Below are 24,151 nucleotides of genomic sequence, written 5' to 3'. Positions count from 1 at the left end.
ACTTCCAGCTTCAGCTTCAGCTACGTGCAAGCATTGCTTAGCGACGCAGACCCAGGCGACCGATCAGGGCGCTGTAACGGCTAACATCTTTACCCTTCAGGTAGTCCAGCAGCTTACGACGCTGGTTAACCATACGGATCAGACCACGACGCGAGTGGTGATCTTTACCGTTGGCCTTGAAGTGGCCTTGCAGCTTGTTGATGTTGGCGGACAGCAGTGCAACTTGCACTTCTGGGCTACCAGTATCGCCAGCAGCTTGTTGGTAGTCAGTTACGATTTGGGCTTTTTCTACTGCGCTGAGTGCCATGGTGGCTTCCTCTCAATTAAGCAACCGTAAACGGTCGCAATAGGCTGGGAACTGCTTCCCATGTTTTAAAATGAGGTATGACCGTGCCTACTAACAGCCACCCTCTTGTTAAGTACCCCTTATAGCTGCTGCACTCGACATAGCTGCGTTAAAAAGTCTCTCAAGATGCTCATTCACATGAGTGAACTCCGCTCCTTCGAGGCTTTTTGCCTTGCTCTGCCTTCGCTCGCGACGCTCTAAGCGGCACTTAAATCTTGCTTTGAAGCTACCTGAGCACCGAAGCACTCATTCAGCCAGATATTCTACTACGAATTATTCACTCTGAGCGAATCAAGCGACGGGGCGCAATGCGACCGTCTTCGCCGACTTCACCGATACCGATGAAACGACCATTATGATCCTGCACCCGAACCATGCCGAACTTCGGCGCTTCAGGTGCGCGTACCGGCTGGCCTTGCAACCAGTAGAACGAACTGTGCTCGGAGAACTGTAGCAAAGGCCAATGTTCCAGACCGCTATCAACCGGGTGCAGGAAGCGATCGACTGCCTCGTTGCCACCTTCAGCGTGAACAGCTTCAAGCTCTTCAAGGCTGACGGTTTGGGTCAAGTCGAAAGGACCGGCCTTGGTTCTGCGCAGTTCTGCAACGTGTGCGCCGCAACCCAGCAAGTGACCGATATCTTCGACCAGTGTGCGGATATAAGTACCTTTGCTGCACTCGACAGCCAAACGTGCCACTTCGCCTTCGCAGCCAAGCAACTCCAAACGCGCAATATTCACTGCACGCGGCTCGCGCTCGACTACTTCACCCGCACGCGCCAGCTTGTAAAGCGGCTGGCCGTCACGCTTGAGCGCCGAGTACATCGGCGGGATCTGGCTGATGTCGCCACGAAACTGCGGCAATACAGCCTCAATATCGCTGCCACTTACGGTGACTGGCTTACGCTCGATCACTTCACCTTCAGCGTCAGCTGTGGTTGTCGTAACACCCAACTGCATCAGCGTCTCGTAGCCTTTGTCGGCATCGAGCAGGTATTGCGAAAACTTGGTGGCTTCGCCAAAACACAGCGGCAACACGCCAGTCGCCAAAGGGTCGAGACTGCCGGTGTGACCGGCTTTTTCAGCATTGAGCAACCAGCGGACTTTCTGCAAGGCGGCATTGGAGCTGAAGCCCTTCGGCTTATCCAGCAGAATGATGCCGTCTACTTTGCGACGAATACGCTTAACCTGGGCCACGTGCTTACTCCTTGGCGTCGGTTGCTTCGTCGTCATGCTGACGATCTTCAGTTACGGCGCGCTCGATCAATGCAGACAATTGCGCACCACGAATAACGCTCTCGTCATAATGGAAGCGCAGGTTCGGCACGCTGCGAAGCTTCATTGCCTTGCCCAACTGCATGCGTAGAAAGCCGCTGGCATCGTTGAGCACTTTTACGCTCTGACGGATGCTCTCATCGTCAATCTCTGAACCCATGATCGTGATAAACACTTTGGCGTGGCTGGCGTCACGGCTGACTTCAACAGCGGTAACTGTGACCAGACCACTGACGCGAGGATCTTTGACTTCGCGGAGAATCAACTGCGCCAGCTCGCGCTGCATCTGGTCGCCGATACGCTGGGCACGGCTATATTCTTTTGCCATTTTTACTACCTTTTACGGTCTCAATGCCTGAAAAAGCATGGGACTCAGAAGCGGCAAACGCCCGGCCGTGCTTAAGCAGGGCCGGGCGTTGCATGTTGCGGCAGGTGCCTTACAGGCTACGAGCCACCTGGACTTTCTCGTACACTTCGATCTTGTCGCCGACCTTGACGTCGTTGTAGCTCTTAACGCCAATACCGCATTCCATGCCGTTACGCACTTCAGCCATGTCGTCTTTGAAGCGACGCAGCGACTCGAGTTCGCCTTCGTAGATAACCACGTCGTCGCGCAGTACACGGATTGGACGGTTACGGTGCACAACACCTTCAATAACCATGCAACCGGCAATCGCGCCGAACTTAGGCGAACGGAACACGTCACGTACTTCGGCAGTACCCAGAATGTTCTCGCGAACATCGCTGCCGAGCATGCCGGTCAGGGCCTTCTTAACGTCTTCGATGATGTCGTAGATGACGTTGTAATAACGCATATCCAGCGACTCTTGCTCGACGATCTTGCGCGCGCCAGCATCGGCACGAACGTTGAAGCCGAACAATACAGCGTTGGAAGCCAGTGCCAGATTAGCGTCGCTTTCGGTGATACCACCAACGCCGCCGCCCACTACACGCACTTGAACTTCGTCGTTACCCAGGCCGCTGAGCGAGCCTTGCAACGCTTCCAACGAGCCACGAACGTCAGATTTGAGGACGATGTTAAGCGTCTTCTTCTCTTCCTGGCCCATGTTCTCGAAGATGTTTTCCAGCTTGCCTGCGTGAGCACGTGCCAGCTTGACTTCACGGAACTTGCCTTGACGGAACAGAGCCACTTCACGGGCTTTCTTCTCGTCAGCAACCACGGTCATGTCGTCGCCCGCTTCCGGCGTGCCATCGAGGCCGAGGATTTCGACCGGAATCGAAGGACCAGCTTCTTTGATGGACTTGCCGTTCTCGTCGATCATGGCGCGGATGCGGCCGTAGTTCGAGCCGACCAGAACCATATCGCCCTGACGCAGCGTACCGTCTTGAACCAGCACGGTTGCAACCGGACCGCGACCTTTATCAAGACGCGATTCAACCACAACACCGCGGCCTGGAGCCGAAGGAGTCGCTTTCAGTTCGAGCAGTTCAGCTTGCAGCAATACGGCTTCAAGCAACTCGTCTACACCGGTACCAACTTTGGCCGAAACCGGTACGAATTGAGTGTTGCCACCCCACTCTTCCGGGACAACTTCGCGGCCAGCCAGGTCGTTCTTGATGCGATCAAGATCCGCGCCCTGCTTGTCGATCTTGTTGACTGCGACAACCAGTGGAACGCCAGCCGCTTTCGCGTGCTGAACAGCTTCCTCGGTCTGCGGCATTACGCCGTCGTCTGCAGCAACAACCAGAATCACGATGTCAGTCGCCTTGGCACCACGAGCACGCATTTGGGTAAAAGCAGCGTGACCCGGAGTATCGAGGAAGGTGACCATGCCGCGCTCGGTTTCTACGTGGTAGGCACCGATATGCTGCGTAATGCCGCCCGCTTCGCCGGAAGCAACTTTTGCACGACGAATGTAGTCGAGCAACGAAGTCTTACCGTGGTCAACGTGGCCCATTACGGTCACAACTGGCGCACGGGAAATCGACTCACCGTCGTACTTCAACGATGCAGCCAACTGCTCTTCAAGTGCGTTATCGCTTACCAGCGTGACCTTGTGGCCCAGCTCTTCGGCGATCAACTGGGCAGTTTCCTGATCCAGCACCTGATTGATAGTCACCGGAGTGCCCATCTTGAACATGAACTTGATAACTTCAGCCGCTTTAACCGACATCTGCTGAGCGAGTTCGCCAACAGTGATGGTTTCGCCGATGGCAACATCACGAACAACCGGCCCTTGCGGGCTTTGGAAGCCGTGCGCGTTGCGCTTCTTCATTTTCGACTTGCCGCGACCACGACGGAAACCGTCGCTTTCTTCGTCAACAGTACGAGGCGCAACACGTGGTGCCGGAGCCTTTTCCTTGACGGTCGGACGATGCGCTACCTTGCGCTCGCCACGACGATCGGAATCGTCATTGCGCGTTTTATCAGGGCGGCGTGGCTCGTCCTTCTTGCGATCATCTTTACGCGTTTCTACAACCGGTTCAGCAGCAGCCGCCACATCACCAATTACGTCTGCAGCGGTAGTCGCAGGCGCTGGCGCAGCTGGCTCAGCAGTCTTAGCAGCTGGCGTTTCTTGCGGCTGACGCTTGGCTTCTTCTTCAGCCTTGCGCTTGGCTTCTTCTTCAGCCTTCACCCGCGCCGCTTCAGCCACAGCGCGTTGCTCTGCAAGCTCGCGCTGCTTCTCTGCTTCGATCTCTTCAGCGCTACGCTTAACGAAGGTTTTCTTCTTGCGTACTTCAACGCTGATAGTCTTGCTGCCAGCAACTCGCAGAGTGCTGGTGGTTTTGCGCTGCAAGGTAATCTTGCGCGGTTCTTCAACCTTTTTGTCGCCGTGGCTGCTCTTGAGATGAGCAAGCAAAGCTTGCTTCTCATTATCGGTGACAACTTGCTCGGCACTGCTGTGCGGCAAACCCGCCTCACGCATCTGCTGCAGCAGGCGCTCTACCGGTGTGTCGACCACTTGGGCCAGTTCTTTCACCGTGACTTGCGTCATGCACTTCTCTCCTCAGGCCGTAAAACTTACTCGAACCAGTGGGCTCGGGCGGCCATGATCAGCTTGCCGGCACGCTCTTCGTCGATGCCGTCGATGTCGAGCAGGTCGTCAATCGACTGCTCGGCCAGGTCTTCGCGGGTAATCACACCGCGCACTGCCAGTTCCTGTGCCAGACCTTTTTCCATACCCTCAAGTGAGAGCAGGTCTTCGGCCGGATGGGCGTCTGCCAGCTTTTCTTCTGTAGCGATGGCGCGAGTCAGCAGGCGATCTTTTGCCCGCGAACGCAGCTCATTGACGATGTCTTCATCGAAGCCATCAATGCTGAGCATCTCTTCCATCGGTACATAGGCAATTTCTTCCAGGGTAGTGAAGCCTTCTTCGACCAACACCTGCGCCAGTTCTTCGTCAACTTCCAGCTCGTCGATGAAGTTCTGCAGAATGTCGCCGGTTTCGGCTTGCTGCTTGGCCTGAATATCTGCCTCGGTCATTACGTTCAACGTCCAGCCAGTCAGCTGACTTGCCAGACGGACGTTTTGACCGCCACGCCCAATTGCTTGAGCGAGGTTGTCTTCGCCAACGGCGATGTCCATGGCATGGGCATCCTCGTCAACGATAATCGCAGCGACTTCAGCGGGTGACATGGCATTGATTACGAACTGGGCAGGATTGTCATCCCACAGCACGATATCAACACGCTCGCCAACCAACTCACCGGATACTGCCTGCACGCGCGAACCGCGCATGCCGATACAGGCACCCTGCGGATCAATACGCTTATCCTTTGAACGTACCGCGATCTTGGCACGCGAACCCGGATCCCGGGAGGCGCCCATGACTTCGATCAGCTCTTCAGCGATCTCCGGCACTTCGATGCGGAACAGTTCAATCAGCATCTCTGGCGCTGTACGCGACAACACCAGCTGCGGACCACGATTCTCGGTGCGAATTTCCTTGAGCAATGCACGTACACGTGCGCCAACCCGGAAAGTCTCACGAGAAATAATATCTTCACGTGCCAGCACTGCTTCAGCATTGTTACCCAGATCAACGATTACGCTGTCACGGGTGACTTTCTTAACAGTACCGGCAATGATTTCACCCAGACGCTCACGGTAGGCTTCAACTACCTGTGCGCGCTCGGCTTCGCGAACTTTTTGGACAATAACTTGCTTCGCAGTCTGAGCTGCAATGCGACCAAACTCGATCGACTCGATTTTCTCTTCGAGAACTTCGCCGACCTGTGCATTGGCCTTGAGCGCTTGCTCCATGTCAGGCGTTAGCTGATGAGCAGGATCGTCCAGCTCAGCATCTTCAACAATCGTCCAGCGACGGAAGGTTTCATAATTTCCGGTATGGCGATCAATCGCCACGCGCAAATCAACCTCGTCCTCAAAACGCTTTTTGGTCGCTGTGGCTAATGCCAGTTCCAGCGCCTCGAAAATAACACCAGCCGGTACGCCTTTTTCGTTGGATACCGACTCGACAACCATCAGTACTTCTTTGCTCATCGTACGCCTCGCCTTTCGCAATCCATTGGATCCGCGGGATCCGCGTCTCAATCAAACCGGGGGATAATATTGGCCTTGTCGATCGAATCGATCGGCAACAGGAATTCGTGGTCATCCACCTGTACTACCACGTCCTGCTCCTCAATACCGCGGAGGAGACCTTGAAAGTTACGACGCCCTTCGAAGGGAATGCGCAGCTTGATTTTTACCTGTTCGCCAGCAAACGCTGCGAACTGCTCCAAGGTAAAAAGTGGACGATCCATGCCGGGTGATGACACCTCGAGGGTGTATTCCGCCGAAATTGGATCCTCTACATCAAGTACGCCACTGATCTGTCTGCTGACTTTCTCGCAATCTTCTACGAGCACGCCATTTTCTTGATCAATATAGACTCGAAGCAGCGAATGACGCCCTTGTGACAGGAACTCGATACCCCAGCATTGATAACCAAGGGCCTCGACTACCGGGGCCAACAAGTCCTGCAACTGTTCTAGCTTGCTCGACACCTGAACCCCTCGCGCATGCTTTGCAAATAAAAAATGGGCGAAACGCCCACTCCATGAACCAGCTTCAGCTGCTGGATAAATCTGTCTCTCAGCTAGCAAAAAGCCCCTTGAAAAGGGGCTCAGCTACTACTGGTTGCGGGAGCTGGATTTGAACCAACGACCTTCGGGTTATGAGCCCGACGAGCTACCAGACTGCTCCATCCCGCGTCAAAGCTGGGGCCGAAGTATACGACCGAACCACCTTGCAGGTCAATCTACACTCCAGCAACAAGAAAGCCCGCATGTAGCGGGCTTTCCTGAAAATTGGTACCGAGGAGGGGACTCGAACCCCTACAGCCTATGGCCACTACCACCTCAAGGTAGCGTGTCTACCAATTCCACCACCTCGGCATTTTTTACGCTTTACTGCTGCTCTGGAGCTTGAGGTACATCGCCTGCAGCATCAACTGCTGGCTTTTGCTCTTCGAGCACCGGTACGTCTTCGACAACCGTTTTTTGTTGCTGCTCAAGTACCGCTGGGTCTGGCAAGCCAGCCTGGCTGATAACCTGAGCTTTCTCATTAGCAAAGTAGCCTAAGCCCAAGCTAGTGACGAAAAAAGCGGTGGCGAGTATAGCAGTAACGCGACTCAAAAAGGTAGAGGAACCTTGACTACCGAATACGGTAGCAGATGCACCCGAACCAAAAGACGCGCCAGCATCGGCACCCTTACCCTGCTGCAATAGAACCAGCACTACAACACCGATTGCACCCAGCAGATGAAGAACTACTACGACTGTTTCCAGCATTATTCAGTTTCCTGCGGCGCGACAGATCGCACCGAACTCATCTGCATTCAGAGAGGCTCCACCAACAAGCCCCCCATCGATATCCTGCATGCTGAACAACTCAGCAGCACTGGCGGCCTTGACACTGCCGCCGTACAAAATTCTTACACCGCGCGCTACATCGGCATTCTCAGCCGCCAGCTGCGCACGTATTGCCGCATGCACCGTTTGTGCTTCTGCCGGCGAGGCGGTCAATCCAGTCCCAATCGCCCAAACAGGCTCATAGGCGATAATTGCCCGCGCAAAAACTCCTACACCCAGAGACTCGATCACGCCGTCCAACTGACGACCAACCACCTCGAGGGTTTTGCCTGCCTCACGCTGCGCCTGGGTTTCCCCTACACACAACACGGGAGTCAAGCCACATGACTGAGCCGCCGCAAACTTACGCGCAACCGCTCCGTCATTCTCACCTAGCAGCATACGACGCTCGGAATGCCCAACCAGAACCAGCGAGCAACCTGCATCCTGCAACTGACTGGCAGCAATCTCGCCAGTCAGCGCACCTTGGAATGGCTCGATTGCGCAATTCTGCGCACCGACTGCCATCGACTTACCAGCAAGACCTTCAATGACTTGACTGATATACAAGCAAGGTGGAAATACTGCTACATCCACTCCAGGCGCCAGCGCTAGCTGGCGAAGACCCTTGATCAGCTCTGCGACACTGGCGCGGGTACCGTGCATTTTCCAGTTACCAGCTACCATTGGGCGACGCATGCTTTACCTCGTCGGTCAGAGTGGGCGCAGATATTACCCAAGAGCAGGACAGCTGGCAAGCCGAATTACGCACATACTTGCGTAACAATTTTAGCTAATTCATTGGCATAGGCGCGAACAGCAGATTCTTCCTCACCTTCAACCATTACCCGAACCAGTGGTTCAGTGCCTGATTTGCGCAACAAAACCCGGCCACGACCCGCCATCAGCTTGGTCACACGCTCACTCGCCGCGATGACATCAGCGTGCTCCAGCGGATCGCTGCCGCCGGCAAATCGCACATTGACCAGCACCTGAGGACACTTGCGCATGGTGCTGCGCGCCTGCGCCAGCGTCTCACCGCGACGACTCAAGGCCATCAACACTTGCAACGCCGCAATAATTGCATCGCCGGTAGTCGTATGCTGCAAACACACCAGGTGGCCAGAGTTCTCACCGCCGAGCTGCCATTGGTTACTGGCCAGATCAGCCAATACATAACGGTCACCGACCTTGGCCCGCTTGAATGGAATATTCAATTCGGCCAATGCCAACTCCAAGCCGAGGTTGCTCATCAGCGTGCCGACAACGCCACCTTCCAGTTTGCCGCGCGCCTGCAAATCACGCGCGATGATGTACAACAGCTCGTCACCATCAACCACAGCGCCCGTGTGATCGACCATCAGCACCCGATCGGCGTCACCATCAAAGGCGATACCCAAATCGGCTTTGCGCTCAACTACAGCGGCCTGCAGCGATTCCATGTGCGTCGAGCCACAACCGTCATTGATATTCAGACCGTTAGGCTCAGCCGCCAACACCGAAACTTCAGCGCCGAGCTCGCGGAACACACTCGGCGCGACCTTGTAGGCCGCACCATGCGCGCAATCCAGTACAATTTTCAGGCCATCAAAGTCGGTGCTCGATGGCACACTGCTTTTGCAGAACTCGATGTAGCGACCTGCCGCATCATTGATGCGCGAAACCTTGCCCAGCTCGGCCGAATCAACAACCGTCATCGGTGCATCCAGCAACTCTTCAATCAATTGCTCGATTTCATCCGGCAGCTTGCTGCCCTGCCCCGAGAAGAACTTGATGCCGTTATCGCCATGCGGGTTATGCGAAGCGCTGATAACAATACCTGCCTCGGCGTGAAAGGTACGCGTCAGATAAGCAATGGCTGGGGTCGGCATCGGCCCGAGCAAAAGCACATCTGCCCCCGCTGCCGACAAGCCAGCTTCGAGCGCAGACTCGAACATGTAACCCGAGATGCGCGTGTCCTTGCCAATCAGAACCTGGCATTTGCCTTGTTTGCGGAACGCCATGCCCGCTGCCCAGCCGAGCTTGAGCATAAAATCAGGGGTAATCGGAAACTGGCCAACATGACCACGAATACCATCAGTACCAAAATATTTTCTGCTCATCGCATCGTATCCTTATGCCTGATCAGCGGCTTCTACCGCAGTGATCATTCGAACCACATCAACTGTTTCAGCCACATCATGCACCCGCAGGATGTGCGCACCCTTGGTCAGCGCTAACGCAGCCAGACCCAAACTGCCGTAAAGCCGCTCATCCACTTCATGGCCGAGCACCTTACCAATCATACTTTTACGCGAAACACCTACCAGCAGAGGTCTGCCCAACTCGAGCAGCGCAGGCATGCGCTTGAACAAGCTCAAATTGTGCTCAAGGGTTTTGGCGAAACCAAAGCCCGGATCAAGAATCAACTTGTCAGCACCGATCCCGACTTCCTCACAGCGCGCCATGCGCTCAAGCAAAAAATCATGCACCTCAGCCAGGATGTCCGGGTACTGCGGATTTTGCTGCATGGTCGTGGGCTCGCCACGCATATGCATAAGGCAAACCGCTAACCCCGACTTTGCCGCCGCCTGCAGTGCGCCTTCGCGGGTTAGCGAACGCACATCATTGATCAATCCTGCCCCCTTGGCAGCGCCTTCCAGCATGACTTCAGGGGTTGAGGTGTCCAGCGAAATGATCACATCGAGCTCGGCAGCGATAGCCTCGACCACCGGGATAACCCGATCAAGCTCTTCCTGCACAGGTACGACAAGCGCCCCCGGCCGCGTTGATTCGCCGCCAATGTCGATCAGACCTGCGCCTGCCGCGACCATTTGCCCGGCGTGACGCAACGCTGCATCGCGCGCCGTGAAACGACCGCCATCAGAGAAGGAGTCCGGGGTTACGTTGAGAATGCCCATCACTTGCGGACGGCTTAAATCAAGAAACCGGCTGCCACAGGGCAGCCGGTTGAAGGGATGTTGCTCGATCATCTCAGACCTTAAACTTCAGCAGCCGGGCCACCAATAGGCTTTTCAGGCGCATCCGGTTTGTCTTCAGGGGTTATCGGCGCAGCATTGCCGCCACCGCCACCCGTCCAATCACGGGGTTCGCGCACGGCGTTACCACTCATGATGTCCTTGATCTGATCCGCGTCGATAGTTTCGTACTTCATCAACGCTTCAGCCATTGCTTCGAGCTTGTCGCGATTCTCGACCAGCAGACGCTTGGCTGTGTCGTAACACTCATCAATGATGCTACGGATTTCCAGGTCGATCATCTTGGCGGTATCGCCCGAGACGTTGCTGCTCTGGCTGCCCATGCTGCGACCGAGGAAAACTTCGCCGTCTTCTTCCGCATACATCAGCGGGCCGAGCTTTTCAGACAAGCCCCACTTGGTCACCATGTTTCGCGCCAATTGAGTCGCACGCATGATGTCGTTGGAAGCGCCAGTGGTTACACCATCGAAGCCAAGGGTCATCTCTTCGGCAATACGGCCACCGAACAATGAACAAATCTGGCTGATCAGCGCACGCTTGCTCAGCGAGTAGCGATCTTCTTCCGGCAGGAACATGGTCACACCCAGCGCACGACCGCGCGGGATGATCGACACTTTGTAAACCGGGTCATGCTCAGGAACCAGATTACCGACAATCGCATGGCCCGCTTCGTGATAAGCCGTGTTGAGCTTTTCTTTCTCGGACATAACCATGGTTTTGCGCTCAGCGCCCATCATGATCTTGTCTTTGGCCAGCTCAAACTCTTTCATTTCAACTGTGCGCTTGCCCGAACGTGCGGCGAACAGCGACGCTTCGTTGACCAGGTTGGCCAAATCAGCACCGGAGAAGCCAGGCGTACCGCGAGCAATAACCGCTGCATCAACGTTGTCGCCCATTGGCACTTTGCGCATGTGCACTTTCAGAATCTGCTCACGACCGCGAATATCCGGCAAGCCAACCACAACCTGACGGTCGAAGCGGCCGGGACGCAGCAATGCAGGGTCGAGCACGTCTGGACGGTTGGTGGCAGCAATAACGATGATGCCGTCATTCGCCTCAAAACCATCCATTTCGACCAGCAACTGGTTCAGGGTCTGTTCACGCTCATCGTGACCACCGCCCATGCCCGCACCACGATGACGACCGACAGCGTCGATCTCGTCGATGAAGATGATGCAAGGCGCATGCTTTTTGGCCTGCTCGAACATGTCACGAACACGCGAAGCACCGACACCGACGAACATTTCGACGAAGTCCGAACCGGAAATAGTGAAGAAAGGTACTTTGGCTTCGCCCGCTACCGCCTTGGCCAGCAAGGTTTTACCGGTACCCGGCGAGCCGACCATCAGCACACCGCGAGGAATACGGCCACCCAGGCGCTGGAACTTGCCCGGATCACGCAGGAACTCCACCAGTTCACTTACTTCCTCTTTGGCCTCGTCGCAGCCGGCGACGTCAGCAAAAGTGGTTTTAACCTGGTCTTCGGACAACAACCGAGCCTTGCTTTTACCAAAGCTCATCGGCCCGCCCTTACCGCCGGCACCGCCCTGCATCTGCCGCATGAAGAACATGAACACGGCAATAATCACCAGGATCGGGAAGCTGGCGACCAACAGTTGGGTCCAGATGCTTTGTTGCTCCGGCTGCTTACCAACAATGTCGACCTTGTTGTCGATCAGGTCTTTGATCAGACCGTTGTCAGCAATCGCAGGACGCACAGTCTCAAAAGACGAGCCGTCAGTACGCACACCGCTGATGATGTAGCCATCAACCGTGACTCGCTTAACTTCACCCTCTTGAACCTGCTGAATGAACTCCGAGTAGTTGAGCTTGTTTGACTCGCTCGGACTGGAGAAATTGTTCATCACTGTCACAAGAACAGCAGCGATGATCAGCCACAGGATCAGATTCTTTGCCATGTCGTTCAATTACCTACCCTCTGAAGCAGCCCCTGTCGACGCATGCTTCGCATGACGACCAGTTTTCTAACCGATCTAACTTACTACACAACGCCCAATACTGGCAGACGCGGTCTGTAACCCTTTATTTACTATCAGCAAACTTTATTCAAGCACACAATGAATATTGACCCGCAATTTAGACCAAGGTTGCACTACTGCTCGCGGCTTCCACGGAAGCCCCGCGCCAGCAAATACTGCTCTCGCGAGCGATCACGAGACGACAATGGCTTGCGCATCTGTACCTTCTCGAACATTTCCCGGGCTTGCTTGTGATAAACATCGAAGCCTTCGCCCTGGAAAATCTTGATCAGGAAATCACCGCCGGGCTTAAGCACCCGACTGGCCAGATCCAGCGCCAGCTCGCACAGATACATCGCACGCGCCTGATCCGCTGTCCTTACACCACTCATATTGGGGGCCATATCGGAAATCACAAGGTCTACCGGATTATTACCGATGGCCTCGAGGATCTGCGCGAACACTTCATCTTCAGTGAAGTCGCCCTGAATGAAGGTCACATCCGGGATGCTGTCCATCTCCAGAATGTCCGAGGCGATCAGCGTACCTTTGTCGCCAATCACCCGGCTGGTCACCTGCGACCAACCGCCCGGCGCGGCGCCGAGGTCAACCACGGTCATGCCGGGACGTAAAATCCGGTCTTTTTCCTGCACTTCGAGCAGCTTGTAGCTGGCACGCGAACGGTAACCGTCCTTCTGCGCCATCTTTACGTAAGGATCGTCGAAGTGTTCTTTAAGCCAACGCAGGCTTGTTTTGGAACGGGCCACGTGGCACCTCTATCAATATTAAAAAATGTGAACAGTGAATATCTGGGCGAGTTACGGAGCGCTCGGGTAAACTGGGCGCCATATTTTTTACCAGATCAGACGTAGGGGTCAGATTATGCCGCTCACTCAAGAGCAGAAGAAACAATACAAATCTATTGGCCACCACCTGAAACCGGTATTGATTGTGGCAGACAATGGATTGACCGAGGGCGTTCTGGCCGAACTTGAACGCGCTTTGAGCGATCACGAGCTTATCAAAGTTCAGCTGCGCATCACCGAACGCGAAGATCGCATCGCCGCGATCGAAGAATTGTGCAAAGCCGGCAACGCCGAACTGGTGCAAATCATCGGCAAAATGGCGCTGATCTACCGCAAAAACCCTAAAGCTAATAAAAACCTTTCCAACATCAGCCGTCATAACGGTTGAGTGTTGATATTTGTGGGCGCGCATTGCCGCCCACAAATAATCTCAAATCGGCTTACGTTTGGCCGACACCGGCACGGGCTGCAAAACCAGCAGCAAACCGCACAGTGCCATCACCAGATAGCTGAATAACTGCCAGCGACGCGGGTCTGACCATAATTGATCAGCCAGCAAATAACTCGCTGCCAAGCCCAACACCGCGAGCAGCAACTGCCCGCGCATGTCCTGCCACATACTCCGCAACCCTTCTGCGCTTACCAGCACCAGCAGTTGCAAGAAGACACAGCAAGCAGCCAGACCGACCAGCAACGGCGCCAGCACAGCCGACATATCGCTGACCAGCATGGATGCCAGGCCGGAATGACTCATGGCCGGCAACAACACAAACTGCAGCAACCAGAGGCCGCCAACCCAGAACGTCTGGGCCAGCAGCCAGCTGATTGAGCCCGCCGTCAGCGACTTGGGCTTAGATGTGACGAACTTCGACAATCTCGTACTCAACCAGGCCGCTTGGCGTTTTAACGGCGACCACATCACCTTCTTCCTTGCCGATCAGGGCGCGGGCGATAGGCGAATTGACCGAGATTTTACGCTGTTTGATGTCAGCTTCGTCGTCACCCACGATCTGGTAAGTCACTGACTCATCCGTTTCGCAGTTGGCGATTTCAACCGTAGTGCCAAAGATAACCTTGCCGGTGTGCGGGATCGCCGTAACGTCGATGATCTGAGCGTTCTGCAAACGCCCTTCGATGTCACGGATGCGCGCCTCGACCATACCCTGCTGCTCACGCGCTGCATGGTATTCAGCGTTTTCCTTGAGGTCACCCAGTTCGCGGGCGGTGCCGATGTCCTGGCTCAGCTTCGGACGCACCACCTTGGTCAGGTGTAGATGTTCTTCTTCCAGGGCGCGAGCGCCCTGGACGGTCATTGGGTATTTGGTCATGCCTTGATTCCTGCATGGAGATCCTGCAAGCGGCGCACGGTCTTCTCTGGACCAAACTTCAGCGCCTCACAGATAGCTGCGCCCGCCGCGAGGGTGGTTGTGCAGCAGATCCGGTGTTGCAGAGCGTTACGACGGATCGAATAGGAGTCAGCAATCGACTGACGCCCTTCGGTGGTATTGATGATCAGCGTGACTTCGTCATTCTTGATCATATCGACAACGTGCGGACGACCCTCGGTCACCTTGTTGACGCGACGAACTTTCAGGCCAGCCGCCTCGATCACTTTAGCCGTGCCAGCCGTTGCCACAACTTCGAAGCCCAGCTCGATCAGGTCACGCGCCACGTCAGCCGCTTGCGGCTTGTCGTCATCGCGCACGCTGATGAAAGCGCAACCGGAGTTCGGCAGGATTTCACTGGCGCCCAGCTGAGCTTTGCCGAAGGCTTCGCCGAAGCTGTCGCCCACGCCCATCACTTCACCAGTGGACTTCATCTCTGGGCCGAGAATCGGGTCAACGCCCGGGAATTTGGCGAACGGGAACACCGCTTCTTTGACGCTGTAGAACGGCGGGATGATTTCTGTGGTGAAACCAATCTCTGCCAGGGTCTTGCCAGCCATTACACGGGCCGCCACTTTGGCCAGCGACTCGCCGATGCACTTGGACACGAACGGCACGGTACGCGATGCACGCGGGTTCACTTCGATGACGAAGATGTCCTCACCCTGCACAGCCATCTGCACGTTCATCAAGCCGATAACGCCGAGTTCAAGGGCCATTTTCTTGACCTGATCACGGATTTCGTCCTGGATGTGCGCAGGCAGCGAATACGGTGGCAGCGAGCACGCCGAGTCACCAGAGTGAACACCGGCTTGTTCGATGTGCTGCATGATTGCGCCGATCACCACTTGCTCACCGTCGCAGACCGCGTCGATATCGACTTCGATTGCACAGTTAAGGAAGTGATCGAGCAACACAGGGCTGTCGTTCGAGACCTGAACCGCTTCGCGCATGTAGCGGCGCAGTTCGTCTTCCTGATAAACGATTTCCATCGCACGGCCGCCCAATACGTAGGACGGACGCACCACCAGCGGATAACCGATGGCCTTGGACGCTGCAAACGCTTCGTCTTCGCTGCGCGCAGTGGCGTTAGGCGGCTGACGCAGGTTCAGGCGCTCAACCATTTGCTGGAAACGCTCACGGTCTTCAGCGCGGTCGATTGCATCCGGGCTGGTACCGATAATCGGCACGCCAGCTTCTTCCAGCGCACGACACAGCTTCAACGGCGTCTGGCCGCCGTACTGGACGATAACGCCTTTCGGCTGCTCGACACGGACGATTTCCAGCACGTCTTCCAGGGTGACTGGCTCGAAGTACAGGCGATCAGAGGTGTCGTAGTCGGTCGATACGGTTTCCGGGTTGCAGTTGACCATGATGGTCTCGTAACCGTCTTCACGCATCGCCAGTGCCGCGTGTACGCAGCAGTAGTCGAACTCGATGCCCTGACCAATACGGTTCGGGCCACCGCCGAGAATCATGATCTTGTCGCGAGTCGACGGATTCGCTTCGCACTCTTCCTCGTAGGTCGAGTACATGTAAGCGGTGTCGGTGGCGAACTCGGCCGCACAGGTATCAACGCGCTTGTAGACCGGCAGCACCTTCAGCTTGTGACGATGGCTGCGCAGGTTCTTCTCGGTCACACCCAAAAGCTTGGCCAGACGCGAGTCGGAGAAACCTTTGCGCTTGAGCTTGAACATTACATCGCGGTCGATGTTGGTCAGGCCCTGAGTCTTGATCAGCTCTTCGTCCTTGATCAGATCTTCGATCTGCACCAGGAACCACTCATCAACGTTGGTCAGCGCGAATACTTCTTCAACAGTCTTGCCCGCACGGAATGCATCGGCGATGTACCAGATGCGGTCTGCGCCTGGAACTGTCAGCTCGCGCTTGAGCGTGCCTTCAAGCTCCGGATCTTTCAGGTCGAGTTTCGGATCGAAGCCCGAAACGCCCACTTCCAGACCGCGCAGGGCTTTCTGCAGGGATTCCTGGAAGGTGCGACCGATAGCCATGACTTCACCAACAGACTTCATCTGGGTGGTCAGGCGGGCGTCGGCTTTCGGGAACTTCTCGAAAGCAAAACGCGGGATCTTGGTCACAACGTAGTCGATGGCCGGCTCGAAGGACGCCGGCGTGCGGCCGCCGGTGATGTCGTTGGACAGCTCATCCAGGGTGTAACCCACAGCCAGCTTGGCCGCGATCTTGGCAATCGGGAAGCCGGTGGCTTTCGAGGCCAGTGCCGAGGAACGCGATACACGCGGGTTCATCTCGATCACAACCATACGGCCGGTGTTCGGGCAGATACCGAACTGCACGTTGGAGCCGCCAGTTTCCACGCCGATTTCACGCAGAACAGCCAGCGACGCGTTACGCAGAATCTGGAACTCTTTATCGGTCAGGGTCTGTGCCGGCGCAACGGTGATCGAGTCACCGGTGTGCACGCCCATCGGGTCGAAGTTTTCGATGGTGCAGACGATGATGCAGTTGTCCTTCTTATCGCGGACAACCTCCATCTCGTACTCTTTCCAGCCGATCAGCGATTCGTCGATCAGCAGTTCGCGAGTTGGCGACAGGTCAAGACCACGCGCGCAGATCTCTTCGAACTCTTCACGGTTGTAGGCGATACCGCCACCGGTGCCGCCCATGGTGAAGGACGGACGAATGATGCACGGGAAACCGACTTTTTCGAGAACCGCGTAAGACTCTTCCATGCTGTGCGCGATGCCGGATACCGGGCACGCCAAGCCGATGTCTTTCATCGCCTTGTCGAAGCGCGAGCGGTCTTCAGCCTTGTCGATGGTATCGGCGTTAGCACCGATCATCTCAACGCCGAACTTCTCGAGCACACCGTGCTTCTCAAGATCGAGTGCGCAGTTCAGTGCAGTCTGACCGCCCATGGTTGGCAGCAGCGCGTCTGGACGCTCTTTCTCGATGATCTTGGCAACGGTCGCCCACTTGATCGGCTCGATGTACGTGGCGTCAGCCATGCTCGGGTCGGTCATGATGGTGGCGGGGTTGGAGTTAACCAGGATGACCCGGAAACCTTCTTCTTTAAGCGCTTTACACGCCTGAGCACCGGAGTAATCGAACTCGCACGCCTGGCCGATAACAATCGGGCCGGCGCCGAGGATCAGGATGCTTTTAATATCTGTACGTTTTGGCATTTTTACTCACTCGAATCCGTTGGTCACAGTCAGCAGGCTTAGCGGCGTTTGGCCATGGCTTCGATGAAGCGGTCAAACAGCGGCGCGACGTCGTGCGGGCCCGGGCTCGCTTCAGGGTGACCCTGGAAGCTGAACGCGACTTTATCGGTACGCTCGATGCCTTGCAGAGTGCCATCAAACAGTGACTTGTGAATGGCGCGGACATTGTCCGGCAGGCTGCTCTCTTCCACCGCGAAACCGTGGTTCTGGCTGGTGATCATCACCACGCCCGAATCGAGGTCTTGTACCGGGTGGTTGGCACCGTGGTGGCCGTGACCCATTTTCAGGGTTTTGGCACCGGAGGCCAGCGCCAGCAGCTGGTGACCCAGACAAATACCGAACACCGGTACGTCGGTTTCCAGCACGTCTTTGATTGCCGTGATTGCGTAGTCGCATGGCTCAGGATCGCCTGGACCGTTGGACAGGAACACACCATCCGGATTCAGCGCCAGCACGTCGCTCGCAGGCGTTTGCGCTGGCACGACAGTCAGGCGGCAGCCGCGGGCAACCAGCATGCGCAGGATGTTCCACTTAACGCCGTAATCATAAGCGACTACGTGGTACGGCAACTCACTGGCTGGCACTTCAGCGTGGCTGTCGGTTTTCAGGTCCCAGACCGTCGAGCGCCATTCGTACTGCTCGGTGCAGCTGACGACTTTGGCCAGATCCATGCCTTTCAGGCCAGGGAAGCTGCGCGCAAGCTCAAGGGCTTTTTCTTCGGTGGCATCTTCACCGGCGAGGATGCAGCCATTTTGCGAGCCTTTCTCACGCAGAATGCGGGTCAGGCGACGGGTATCGATACCCGCGATGGCAACAGTGCCATTCTCGACCAGATACTCTGGCAGTGATTGCTTGCTGCGCCAGTTACTGGCGATCAGCGGCAGGTCACGAATGATCAAACCAGCCGCCCAAACACGATCAGACTCGGCATCTTCCGGCGTGGTGCCGGTATTGCCGATGTGCGGATAGGTCAGGGTTACGATTTGCTGGGCATAGGAAGGATCGGTAAGGATTTCCTGATAGCCGGTCATGGCAGTGTTGAAAACTACCTCGCCAATGGTATGGCCGTCGGCACCGATTGCCTCGCCGCGAAAAATACTGCCATCAGCTAAAGCCAAAATGGCAGGTTTATAGGCTGGCTTACTCAAGAAAACCTCCGAAGATCTAAGCTTGAAGCAAACGCAGATTGTAAAAAAGCGGGATGACGTGTGAACCGTCATCCCGCTTTTTATATGAATTCATTCTGCGTAACTTTTAGTGGACACACTAAAGCGAAAAGCTTACAGGAAAAGCGCTTTTTGGTCCACCCAACTTAAGCTAAAAATTCATCGACTACACACCACTGATCGAGTGGCTCAATTCAACTCAAGCACGTCCTGCATGTCATACAGTTTTGCCGGCTGACCCTGCAGCCAGGAAGCTGCACGAACGGCACCTTTGGCAAAGGTCATGCGGCTCGATGCTTTGTGAGTAATTTCCACGCGCTCGCCGTCGGCAGCAAACAGCACAGTGTGATCACCGACCACATCACCGGCGCGCACAGTGGCAAAACCGATGGTTTCGCGTTCACGCGCTCCGGTCTGCCCTTCACGACCATAAACCGCGACCTTTTGCAGATCACGACCCAAGGCATTAGCCACAACCTCGCCCATACGCACGGCAGTGCCGGACGGCGCATCGACCTTGTGACGGTGGTGAGCTTCGATGATTTCAATGTCCACATCATCACCCAGCACGCGCGCCGCGGTGTCGAGCAATTTCAGGCACAGATTGACGCCAACGCTGAAATTGGCCGCGAACACGATCGGGATTTGCTTGCCCGCATCGCTGAGCAGCTGCTTCTCTTCAACGCTGAATCCGGTGGTGCCAATTACCATCGCCTTGCCTGCCTGACGGCAGATTTCGAGATTTTTCAGGGTCACGGTCGGATGAGAGAAATCAATCAGCACATCGAAGTCATTGAGCACACTGCTCAAGTCGCCCGACAGCTGCACGCCAATCTTGCCCAGCGCCGCCAACTCACCAACATCAGCACCAACCAGACTGCTGTCCGGACGATCCACCGCAGCGCTCAGCGTTACGCCTTGAGCCTGCTGAACAGCCTCGATCAGGGTTTTACCCATGCGCCCAGCGGCGCCCATCACAGCAATACGTTGCATATCAAACAACTCCAAACTGAAAACCTATGCCCAGGCGGCGCGCATAACCCACCCAACCTGCGCACTTTATAACCCATAAACAGCGTGATGGCCGGGGCTAAAATAAAACAAGCCGCTTAACGTGCAACCCGCATCAGCGGGCCTGCACATCAAGCAGCTCATTCAACACTGCAAGCGCTCAATCGCAACTTGTCAGCGCATTCCTCACAGGTCGCCGAAGAAGCGCTTCACGCCTTCGAACCAGCCATTGGCCTTGGGCGAGTGAGAACTGTCACCGGCCAACGACTGACGGAACTCTTCAAGCAGCTCACGCTGACGACGATCCAGCTTAACCGGCGTCTCGACAGCCACACGGCACATCAAGTCACCCGCACCGCCACCACGCACCGGCGCAACACCTTTGCCACGCAAACGGAACAACTTACCGGTTTGCGTGCCTTCCGGGATCTTCAACTTGACCCGACCATCGAGGGTCGGCACTTCAAGCTCGCCACCCAGCGCGGCATCAGCAAAGCTGATTGGCACTTCGCAATACAGATGCTTGCCGTCACGCTGGAAGATCGCGTGCTCACGCACATTCACTACCACGTACAGATCACCTGCCGGGCCGCCCATTGCGCCGGCTTCACCTTCGCCGCTAAGACGAATGCGATCACCGGTATCAACACCCGCCGGCACTTTCACCGACAAGGTTTTGTGCTCTTCAACACGACCCTGACCGTGGCAGCTGGTGCACGGATCAGTAATCATCTTGCCGTTGCCGTGGCAACGCGGGCAGGTTTGCTGCACCGAGAAGAAGCCCTGCTGCATACGCACCTGGCCGATACCGCCACAGGTGGTACAGGTAACCGGCGCGGAGCCTTTCTTGGCGCCCGTACCGTCGCACGGCTTACAGTTGACCAGTGTCGGCACACGTATGGTCACGGTTGTGCCGCGAACGGCCTCTTCCAGATCCAGTTCAAGTGTGTAGCGCAGATCACTGCCGCGCTGTGCACCGCCACGACCGCGACCGCCGCCACCGGCAGCACCGCCGAAGAAGTCGCTGAATACGTCACCGAAAATATCGGAGAAGTTAGCGCCACCGAAACCTGCGCCACCCGCACCGGCGCCGCCCATGCTTGGATCTACACCGGCATGGCCGTATTGATCATAGGCGCTGCGCTTGCTGGCATCGGACAGAACTTCGTAGGCCTCGTTGGCCTCTTTGAACTTCTCTTCCGAAACTTTATCGTCAGGATTACGGTCCGGGTGATGCTTCATCGCCAGGCGCCGGTAAGCCTTTTTCAGCTCCGCATCGCTAGCGCCGCGCTCGACACCCAGCACCTCGTAATAGTCACGTTTAGACATAAATCCTCAAGACCTCGAACAATTCGTTAAAAAGTCATCGCACCCGCGTCACTGATTAACGCCTTGCAAATCATCCTCTCCAGACACGCCAACGCGGGAGCAAGCCCCCGCGCGACGGATCATACCGATTCTAGCTAGCACCACAACCGGCTGGAGCCTTGCACGCCCGGCGAGCATACGCTGGGCGTGCTTAGCAAGCGTGCGCTTACTTGTTGTCTTTAACCTCTTCGAACTCAGCATCAACAACGTCATCGGCAGCGCCTTTGTCGTTGTTTTCTGGCTGAGCCTCAGCACCCGGCTGCGGCTGCTCGGCGTACATTTTCTGCGCCAGCGGTGCAGTCACCTCGGAGAGTGCAGCCATCTTCGCTTCGATTTCTTCCTTGCTATCGCCCTTAACGGCAACTTCAAGTGCAGAGACCGCGGCTTCGATTGCAGTTTTCTCTTCTTCAGTCACCTTATCGCCTGCCTCGGTGACCATTTTGCGGCTGGCGTGAACCAGCTGATCACCTTGGTTGCGAGCAGTTGCCAGCTCTTCGAACTTGCGATCTTCCTCAGCGTTAGCCTCGGCATCACGAACCATTTGCTCGATCTCTTCATCGGACAGACCCGAGTTGGCCTTGATCACGATGGACTGAGTCTTGCCAGTGGCCTTGTCTTTAGCGCCTACGTGCAGGATGCCGTTAGCATCGATGTCGAAGGTCACTTCGATCTGCGGAACACCACGCGGAGCTGGCGGAATCTCAGCCAGATCGAACTTACCCAGCGACTTGTTCTGCGAAGCTTGCTTACGCTCGCCCTGCAGCACGTGAATAGTCACGGCATTCTGGTTGTCGTCAGCGGTCGAGAACACTTGCGACTTCTTGGTCGGAATCGTGGTGTTCTTCTCGATCAGCGCAGTCATCACGCCGCCCATGGTTTCGATACCCAGAGTCAGAGGCGATACGTCGAGCAACAGTACGTCTTTAACGTCACCAGCCAACACCGCACCCTGAATGGCCGCGCCCATGGCAACAGCTTCGTCCGGGTTAACGTCTTTACGGGCTTCTTTGCCGAAGAAATCGGTTACCAGCTTCTGCACCAGCGGCATACGAGTCTGGCCACCGACCAGAATCACGTCGTTGATCGAGCTCACATCAACACCGGCGTCTTTCAACGCGATGCGGCAAGGTTCGATGGTGCGCTGAACCAGGTCTTCAACCAGTGCTTCGAGCTTCGAGCGCGAAATTTTCACGTTCAAGTGCTTAGGACCGGACGCATCTGCAGTGATGTACGGCAGGTTAACGTCAGTCTGCTGGCTCGAAGACAGCTCGATCTTGGCTTTCTCAGCAGCTTCTTTCAGACGCTGCATTGCCAGCGGATCACCTTTGAGGTTCATGCCGGTTTCTTTCTTGAATTCGTCGACGAGGTAGTCGATCAGACGAATGTCAAAGTCTTCACCGCCGAGGAAGGTGTCACCGTTGGTTGCCAACACTTCAAACTGGTGCTCGCCATCAACTTCAGCAATTTCGATAACCGAAACGTCGAACGTACCGCCACCCAGGTCATAAACGATGACAGTGTGGTCGCCCTTGGCCTTGTCCATACCGTAAGCCAGAGCAGCTGCGGTTGGCTCGTTGATGATGCGCTTAACGTCCAGACCCGCAATACGGCCGGCGTCTTTAGTCGCCTGACGCTGGCTGTCGTTGAAGTACGCAGGAACAGTGATCACCGCTTCAGTGACCGCTTCGCCCAGATAGTCTTCGGCCGTTTTCTTCATCTTTTTCAAGATTTCAGCCGAGATCTGTGGCGGAGCCATTTTCTGGCCGTTTACTTCAACCCAGGCGTCCGCATTGTCAGCTTTGACAATTTTGTACGGCACCATCTGGATGTCTTTCTGAACCACTTCTTCTTCGAAGCGACGACCGATCAGACGCTTAACCGCGTACAGGGTGTTGTGCGGATTGGTCACAGCTTGACGCTTGGCCGATTGACCTACCAGGATCTCACCGTCATTTGCATAAGCAATGATCGATGGCGTGGTACGTGCGCCTTCGGCGTTTTCGATAACTTTGGCTTTACCGTTTTCAAGAACGGAGACGCAGGAGTTGGTAGTCCCCAGGTCAATACCGATAATTTTACCCATGTTTGCTCTCCCGAAACTTTGATTATTCCGCCGCTGGTTCTAGCTCAGCAGCGGTAGCTCTAATACGCTTGACTGTTAAATGGGGGCTTGAGGAAATATTTCAAGCCTGCTCATCAATAGAAGGTGAAGCCGGTGCCGGTGCCTTGCTGACCACGACCATGGCCGGGCGCAGCAGGCGACCGTGCAACAGGTAACCCTTCTGAAAAACTTGCAACACGCTGTTCGGCTCGACCAGGCTGCTTTCCTGCATGGCCATTGCCTGATGATGCTCAGGGTTGAATGGCTCGCCTTGCGGGTCGACAGCAACCAACTGGTAACGCGCCAACGTGTCCTGGAACAGCTTGAGGGTCAGTTGCATGCCTTCACGAACCGCTTTGATCGCTTCATCTTCGGCGCTGGTCATCTCAAGGCCACGCTCCAGGCTATCCACTACGGGCAGCAGGTCGTTGGCGAATTTTTCCAGGGCAAACTTGTGCGCCTTCTCGACATCCTGATCGGCGCGGCGACGCACGTTTTGTAAATCAGCAGCTACGCGCAGCGATTGATCCTGCGCAGCGGCCAACTGCTCTTCCAGCGCTTCTACGCGAGCAGCCAGGTCATCACCCGAGGCAGCGTCCGGCGCTACTTGTTCCTCGAGATCTTGCGTATTCAGGGTCTGTTCGTCAGCCATGCGTTCCTCCTGTCAATAACTGGCGTGGTGTCGATAACTCACGCGTCTGCCGTCTATATGGGGGCTATT

General features: G+C 55.9%; 21 protein-coding genes and 2 tRNA genes. 1 reads left to right on the top strand and 22 read right to left on the bottom strand.

The genetic code is table 11. From position 1 onward, the window contains the following. Positions 1-37: 37 nt before the first annotated feature. From rpsO to rlmE, 14 genes are all read right to left on the bottom strand, one after another. Entirely contained in the window at positions 38-307 is a 270-nt protein-coding gene (gene rpsO, locus FEZ62_RS06900; protein ID WP_069897972.1) for a 30S ribosomal protein S15, read from the bottom strand. Between the two features lie 316 nt (positions 308-623). Beyond that, complete coding sequence (truB, locus tag FEZ62_RS06895; RefSeq protein WP_172927228.1) at positions 624-1,541, bottom strand: tRNA pseudouridine(55) synthase TruB; 918 nt, start codon at positions 1,539-1,541, stop codon at positions 624-626. 4 nt (positions 1,542-1,545) lie between these two features. Beyond that, positions 1,546-1,947, bottom strand: coding sequence for a 30S ribosome-binding factor RbfA (gene rbfA / locus FEZ62_RS06890; RefSeq protein WP_069897974.1), 402 nt, complete (start codon positions 1,945-1,947; stop codon positions 1,546-1,548). 109 nt (positions 1,948-2,056) lie between these two features. Continuing rightward, entirely contained in the window at positions 2,057-4,576 is a 2,520-nt protein-coding gene (gene infB, locus FEZ62_RS06885; protein ID WP_172927227.1) for a translation initiation factor IF-2, read from the bottom strand. Positions 4,577-4,602: 26 nt separating this feature from the next. Further along, complete coding sequence (gene nusA / locus FEZ62_RS06880; protein ID WP_069897976.1) at positions 4,603-6,084, bottom strand: transcription termination factor NusA; 1,482 nt, start codon at positions 6,082-6,084, stop codon at positions 4,603-4,605. Between the two features lie 47 nt (positions 6,085-6,131). Then, a complete protein-coding gene (gene rimP / locus FEZ62_RS06875; RefSeq protein ID WP_069897977.1) occupies positions 6,132-6,590 on the bottom strand; it encodes a ribosome maturation factor RimP in 459 nt (152 codons plus the stop codon). 130 nt (positions 6,591-6,720) lie between these two features. Continuing rightward, positions 6,721-6,797: transfer RNA gene (locus FEZ62_RS06870), tRNA-Met, on the bottom strand. A gap of 97 nt (positions 6,798-6,894) precedes the next feature. After that, a tRNA-Leu gene (locus FEZ62_RS06865) sits at positions 6,895-6,980 on the bottom strand. A gap of 12 nt (positions 6,981-6,992) precedes the next feature. Next, positions 6,993-7,376 (bottom strand): preprotein translocase subunit SecG, encoded by a 384-nt coding sequence (secG, locus tag FEZ62_RS06860; RefSeq protein WP_172927226.1) that lies wholly within the window; start codon positions 7,374-7,376, stop codon positions 6,993-6,995. Between the two features lie 3 nt (positions 7,377-7,379). Further along, positions 7,380-8,135 (bottom strand): triose-phosphate isomerase, encoded by a 756-nt coding sequence (gene tpiA, locus FEZ62_RS06855; RefSeq protein WP_172927225.1) that lies wholly within the window; start codon positions 8,133-8,135, stop codon positions 7,380-7,382. A gap of 65 nt (positions 8,136-8,200) precedes the next feature. After that, the gene (gene glmM / locus FEZ62_RS06850) at positions 8,201-9,538 is read right to left on the bottom strand and encodes a phosphoglucosamine mutase (protein ID WP_069897980.1); all 1,338 of its coding nucleotides are present in this window, start codon (positions 9,536-9,538) and stop codon (positions 8,201-8,203) included. Between the two features lie 12 nt (positions 9,539-9,550). Then, positions 9,551-10,408 (bottom strand): dihydropteroate synthase, encoded by an 858-nt coding sequence (gene folP / locus FEZ62_RS06845; RefSeq protein WP_172927224.1) that lies wholly within the window; start codon positions 10,406-10,408, stop codon positions 9,551-9,553. Between the two features lie 8 nt (positions 10,409-10,416). Then, positions 10,417-12,333, bottom strand: a complete 1,917-nt coding sequence (gene ftsH, locus FEZ62_RS06840) for an ATP-dependent zinc metalloprotease FtsH (protein ID WP_069897982.1) — start codon at positions 12,331-12,333, stop codon at positions 10,417-10,419. Positions 12,334-12,527: 194 nt separating this feature from the next. After that, positions 12,528-13,160 (bottom strand): 23S rRNA (uridine(2552)-2'-O)-methyltransferase RlmE, encoded by a 633-nt coding sequence (gene rlmE / locus FEZ62_RS06835; protein ID WP_069897983.1) that lies wholly within the window; start codon positions 13,158-13,160, stop codon positions 12,528-12,530. A gap of 115 nt (positions 13,161-13,275) precedes the next feature. On the opposite strand from rlmE, the gene yhbY reads away from it, so the two are divergent. Beyond that, the gene (gene yhbY, locus FEZ62_RS06830) at positions 13,276-13,587 is read left to right on the top strand and encodes a ribosome assembly RNA-binding protein YhbY (protein WP_090509752.1); all 312 of its coding nucleotides are present in this window, start codon (positions 13,276-13,278) and stop codon (positions 13,585-13,587) included. 42 nt (positions 13,588-13,629) lie between these two features. On the opposite strand, the gene FEZ62_RS06825 is transcribed toward yhbY, so the two are convergent. The 8 genes from FEZ62_RS06825 to grpE form a co-directional block, all read right to left on the bottom strand. Further along, positions 13,630-14,040 (bottom strand): DUF4149 domain-containing protein, encoded by a 411-nt coding sequence (locus FEZ62_RS06825; RefSeq protein ID WP_090509819.1) that lies wholly within the window; start codon positions 14,038-14,040, stop codon positions 13,630-13,632. A 10-nt stretch (positions 14,041-14,050) separates the two neighbouring features. Further along, the gene (gene greA / locus FEZ62_RS06820) at positions 14,051-14,527 is read right to left on the bottom strand and encodes a transcription elongation factor GreA (RefSeq protein ID WP_069897986.1); all 477 of its coding nucleotides are present in this window, start codon (positions 14,525-14,527) and stop codon (positions 14,051-14,053) included. Then, positions 14,524-17,745, bottom strand: a complete 3,222-nt coding sequence (gene carB, locus FEZ62_RS06815) for a carbamoyl-phosphate synthase large subunit (protein ID WP_172927223.1) — start codon at positions 17,743-17,745, stop codon at positions 14,524-14,526. The genes greA and carB overlap by 4 nt, the downstream gene beginning before the upstream one ends. Before the next feature lie 38 nt (positions 17,746-17,783). Continuing rightward, complete coding sequence (carA, locus tag FEZ62_RS06810; RefSeq protein ID WP_069897988.1) at positions 17,784-18,932, bottom strand: glutamine-hydrolyzing carbamoyl-phosphate synthase small subunit; 1,149 nt, start codon at positions 18,930-18,932, stop codon at positions 17,784-17,786. A gap of 207 nt (positions 18,933-19,139) precedes the next feature. Beyond that, positions 19,140-19,943, bottom strand: a complete 804-nt coding sequence (gene dapB / locus FEZ62_RS06805) for a 4-hydroxy-tetrahydrodipicolinate reductase (RefSeq protein WP_172927222.1) — start codon at positions 19,941-19,943, stop codon at positions 19,140-19,142. Between the two features lie 204 nt (positions 19,944-20,147). Next, positions 20,148-21,290, bottom strand: a complete 1,143-nt coding sequence (dnaJ, locus tag FEZ62_RS06800; protein ID WP_069897990.1) for a molecular chaperone DnaJ — start codon at positions 21,288-21,290, stop codon at positions 20,148-20,150. A gap of 205 nt (positions 21,291-21,495) precedes the next feature. Next, positions 21,496-23,412: a molecular chaperone DnaK gene (gene dnaK / locus FEZ62_RS06795; RefSeq protein ID WP_069897991.1), complete on the bottom strand. Its 1,917-nt coding sequence runs from the start codon at positions 23,410-23,412 to the stop codon at positions 21,496-21,498. Between the two features lie 100 nt (positions 23,413-23,512). Further along, the gene (grpE, locus tag FEZ62_RS06790; protein WP_172927221.1) at positions 23,513-24,082 is read right to left on the bottom strand and encodes a nucleotide exchange factor GrpE; all 570 of its coding nucleotides are present in this window, start codon (positions 24,080-24,082) and stop codon (positions 23,513-23,515) included. Between the last annotated feature and the right edge of the window lie 69 nt (positions 24,083-24,151).

This window comes from Pseudomonas sp. MS19, assembly GCF_013277615.1.
In the GTDB taxonomy this organism is placed as follows: domain Bacteria; phylum Pseudomonadota; class Gammaproteobacteria; order Pseudomonadales; family Pseudomonadaceae; genus Aquipseudomonas; species Aquipseudomonas marincola.
The sequence above is the reverse complement of the archived record's forward strand: the minus strand, read 5'-3'. Positions and strand labels throughout refer to the sequence as shown.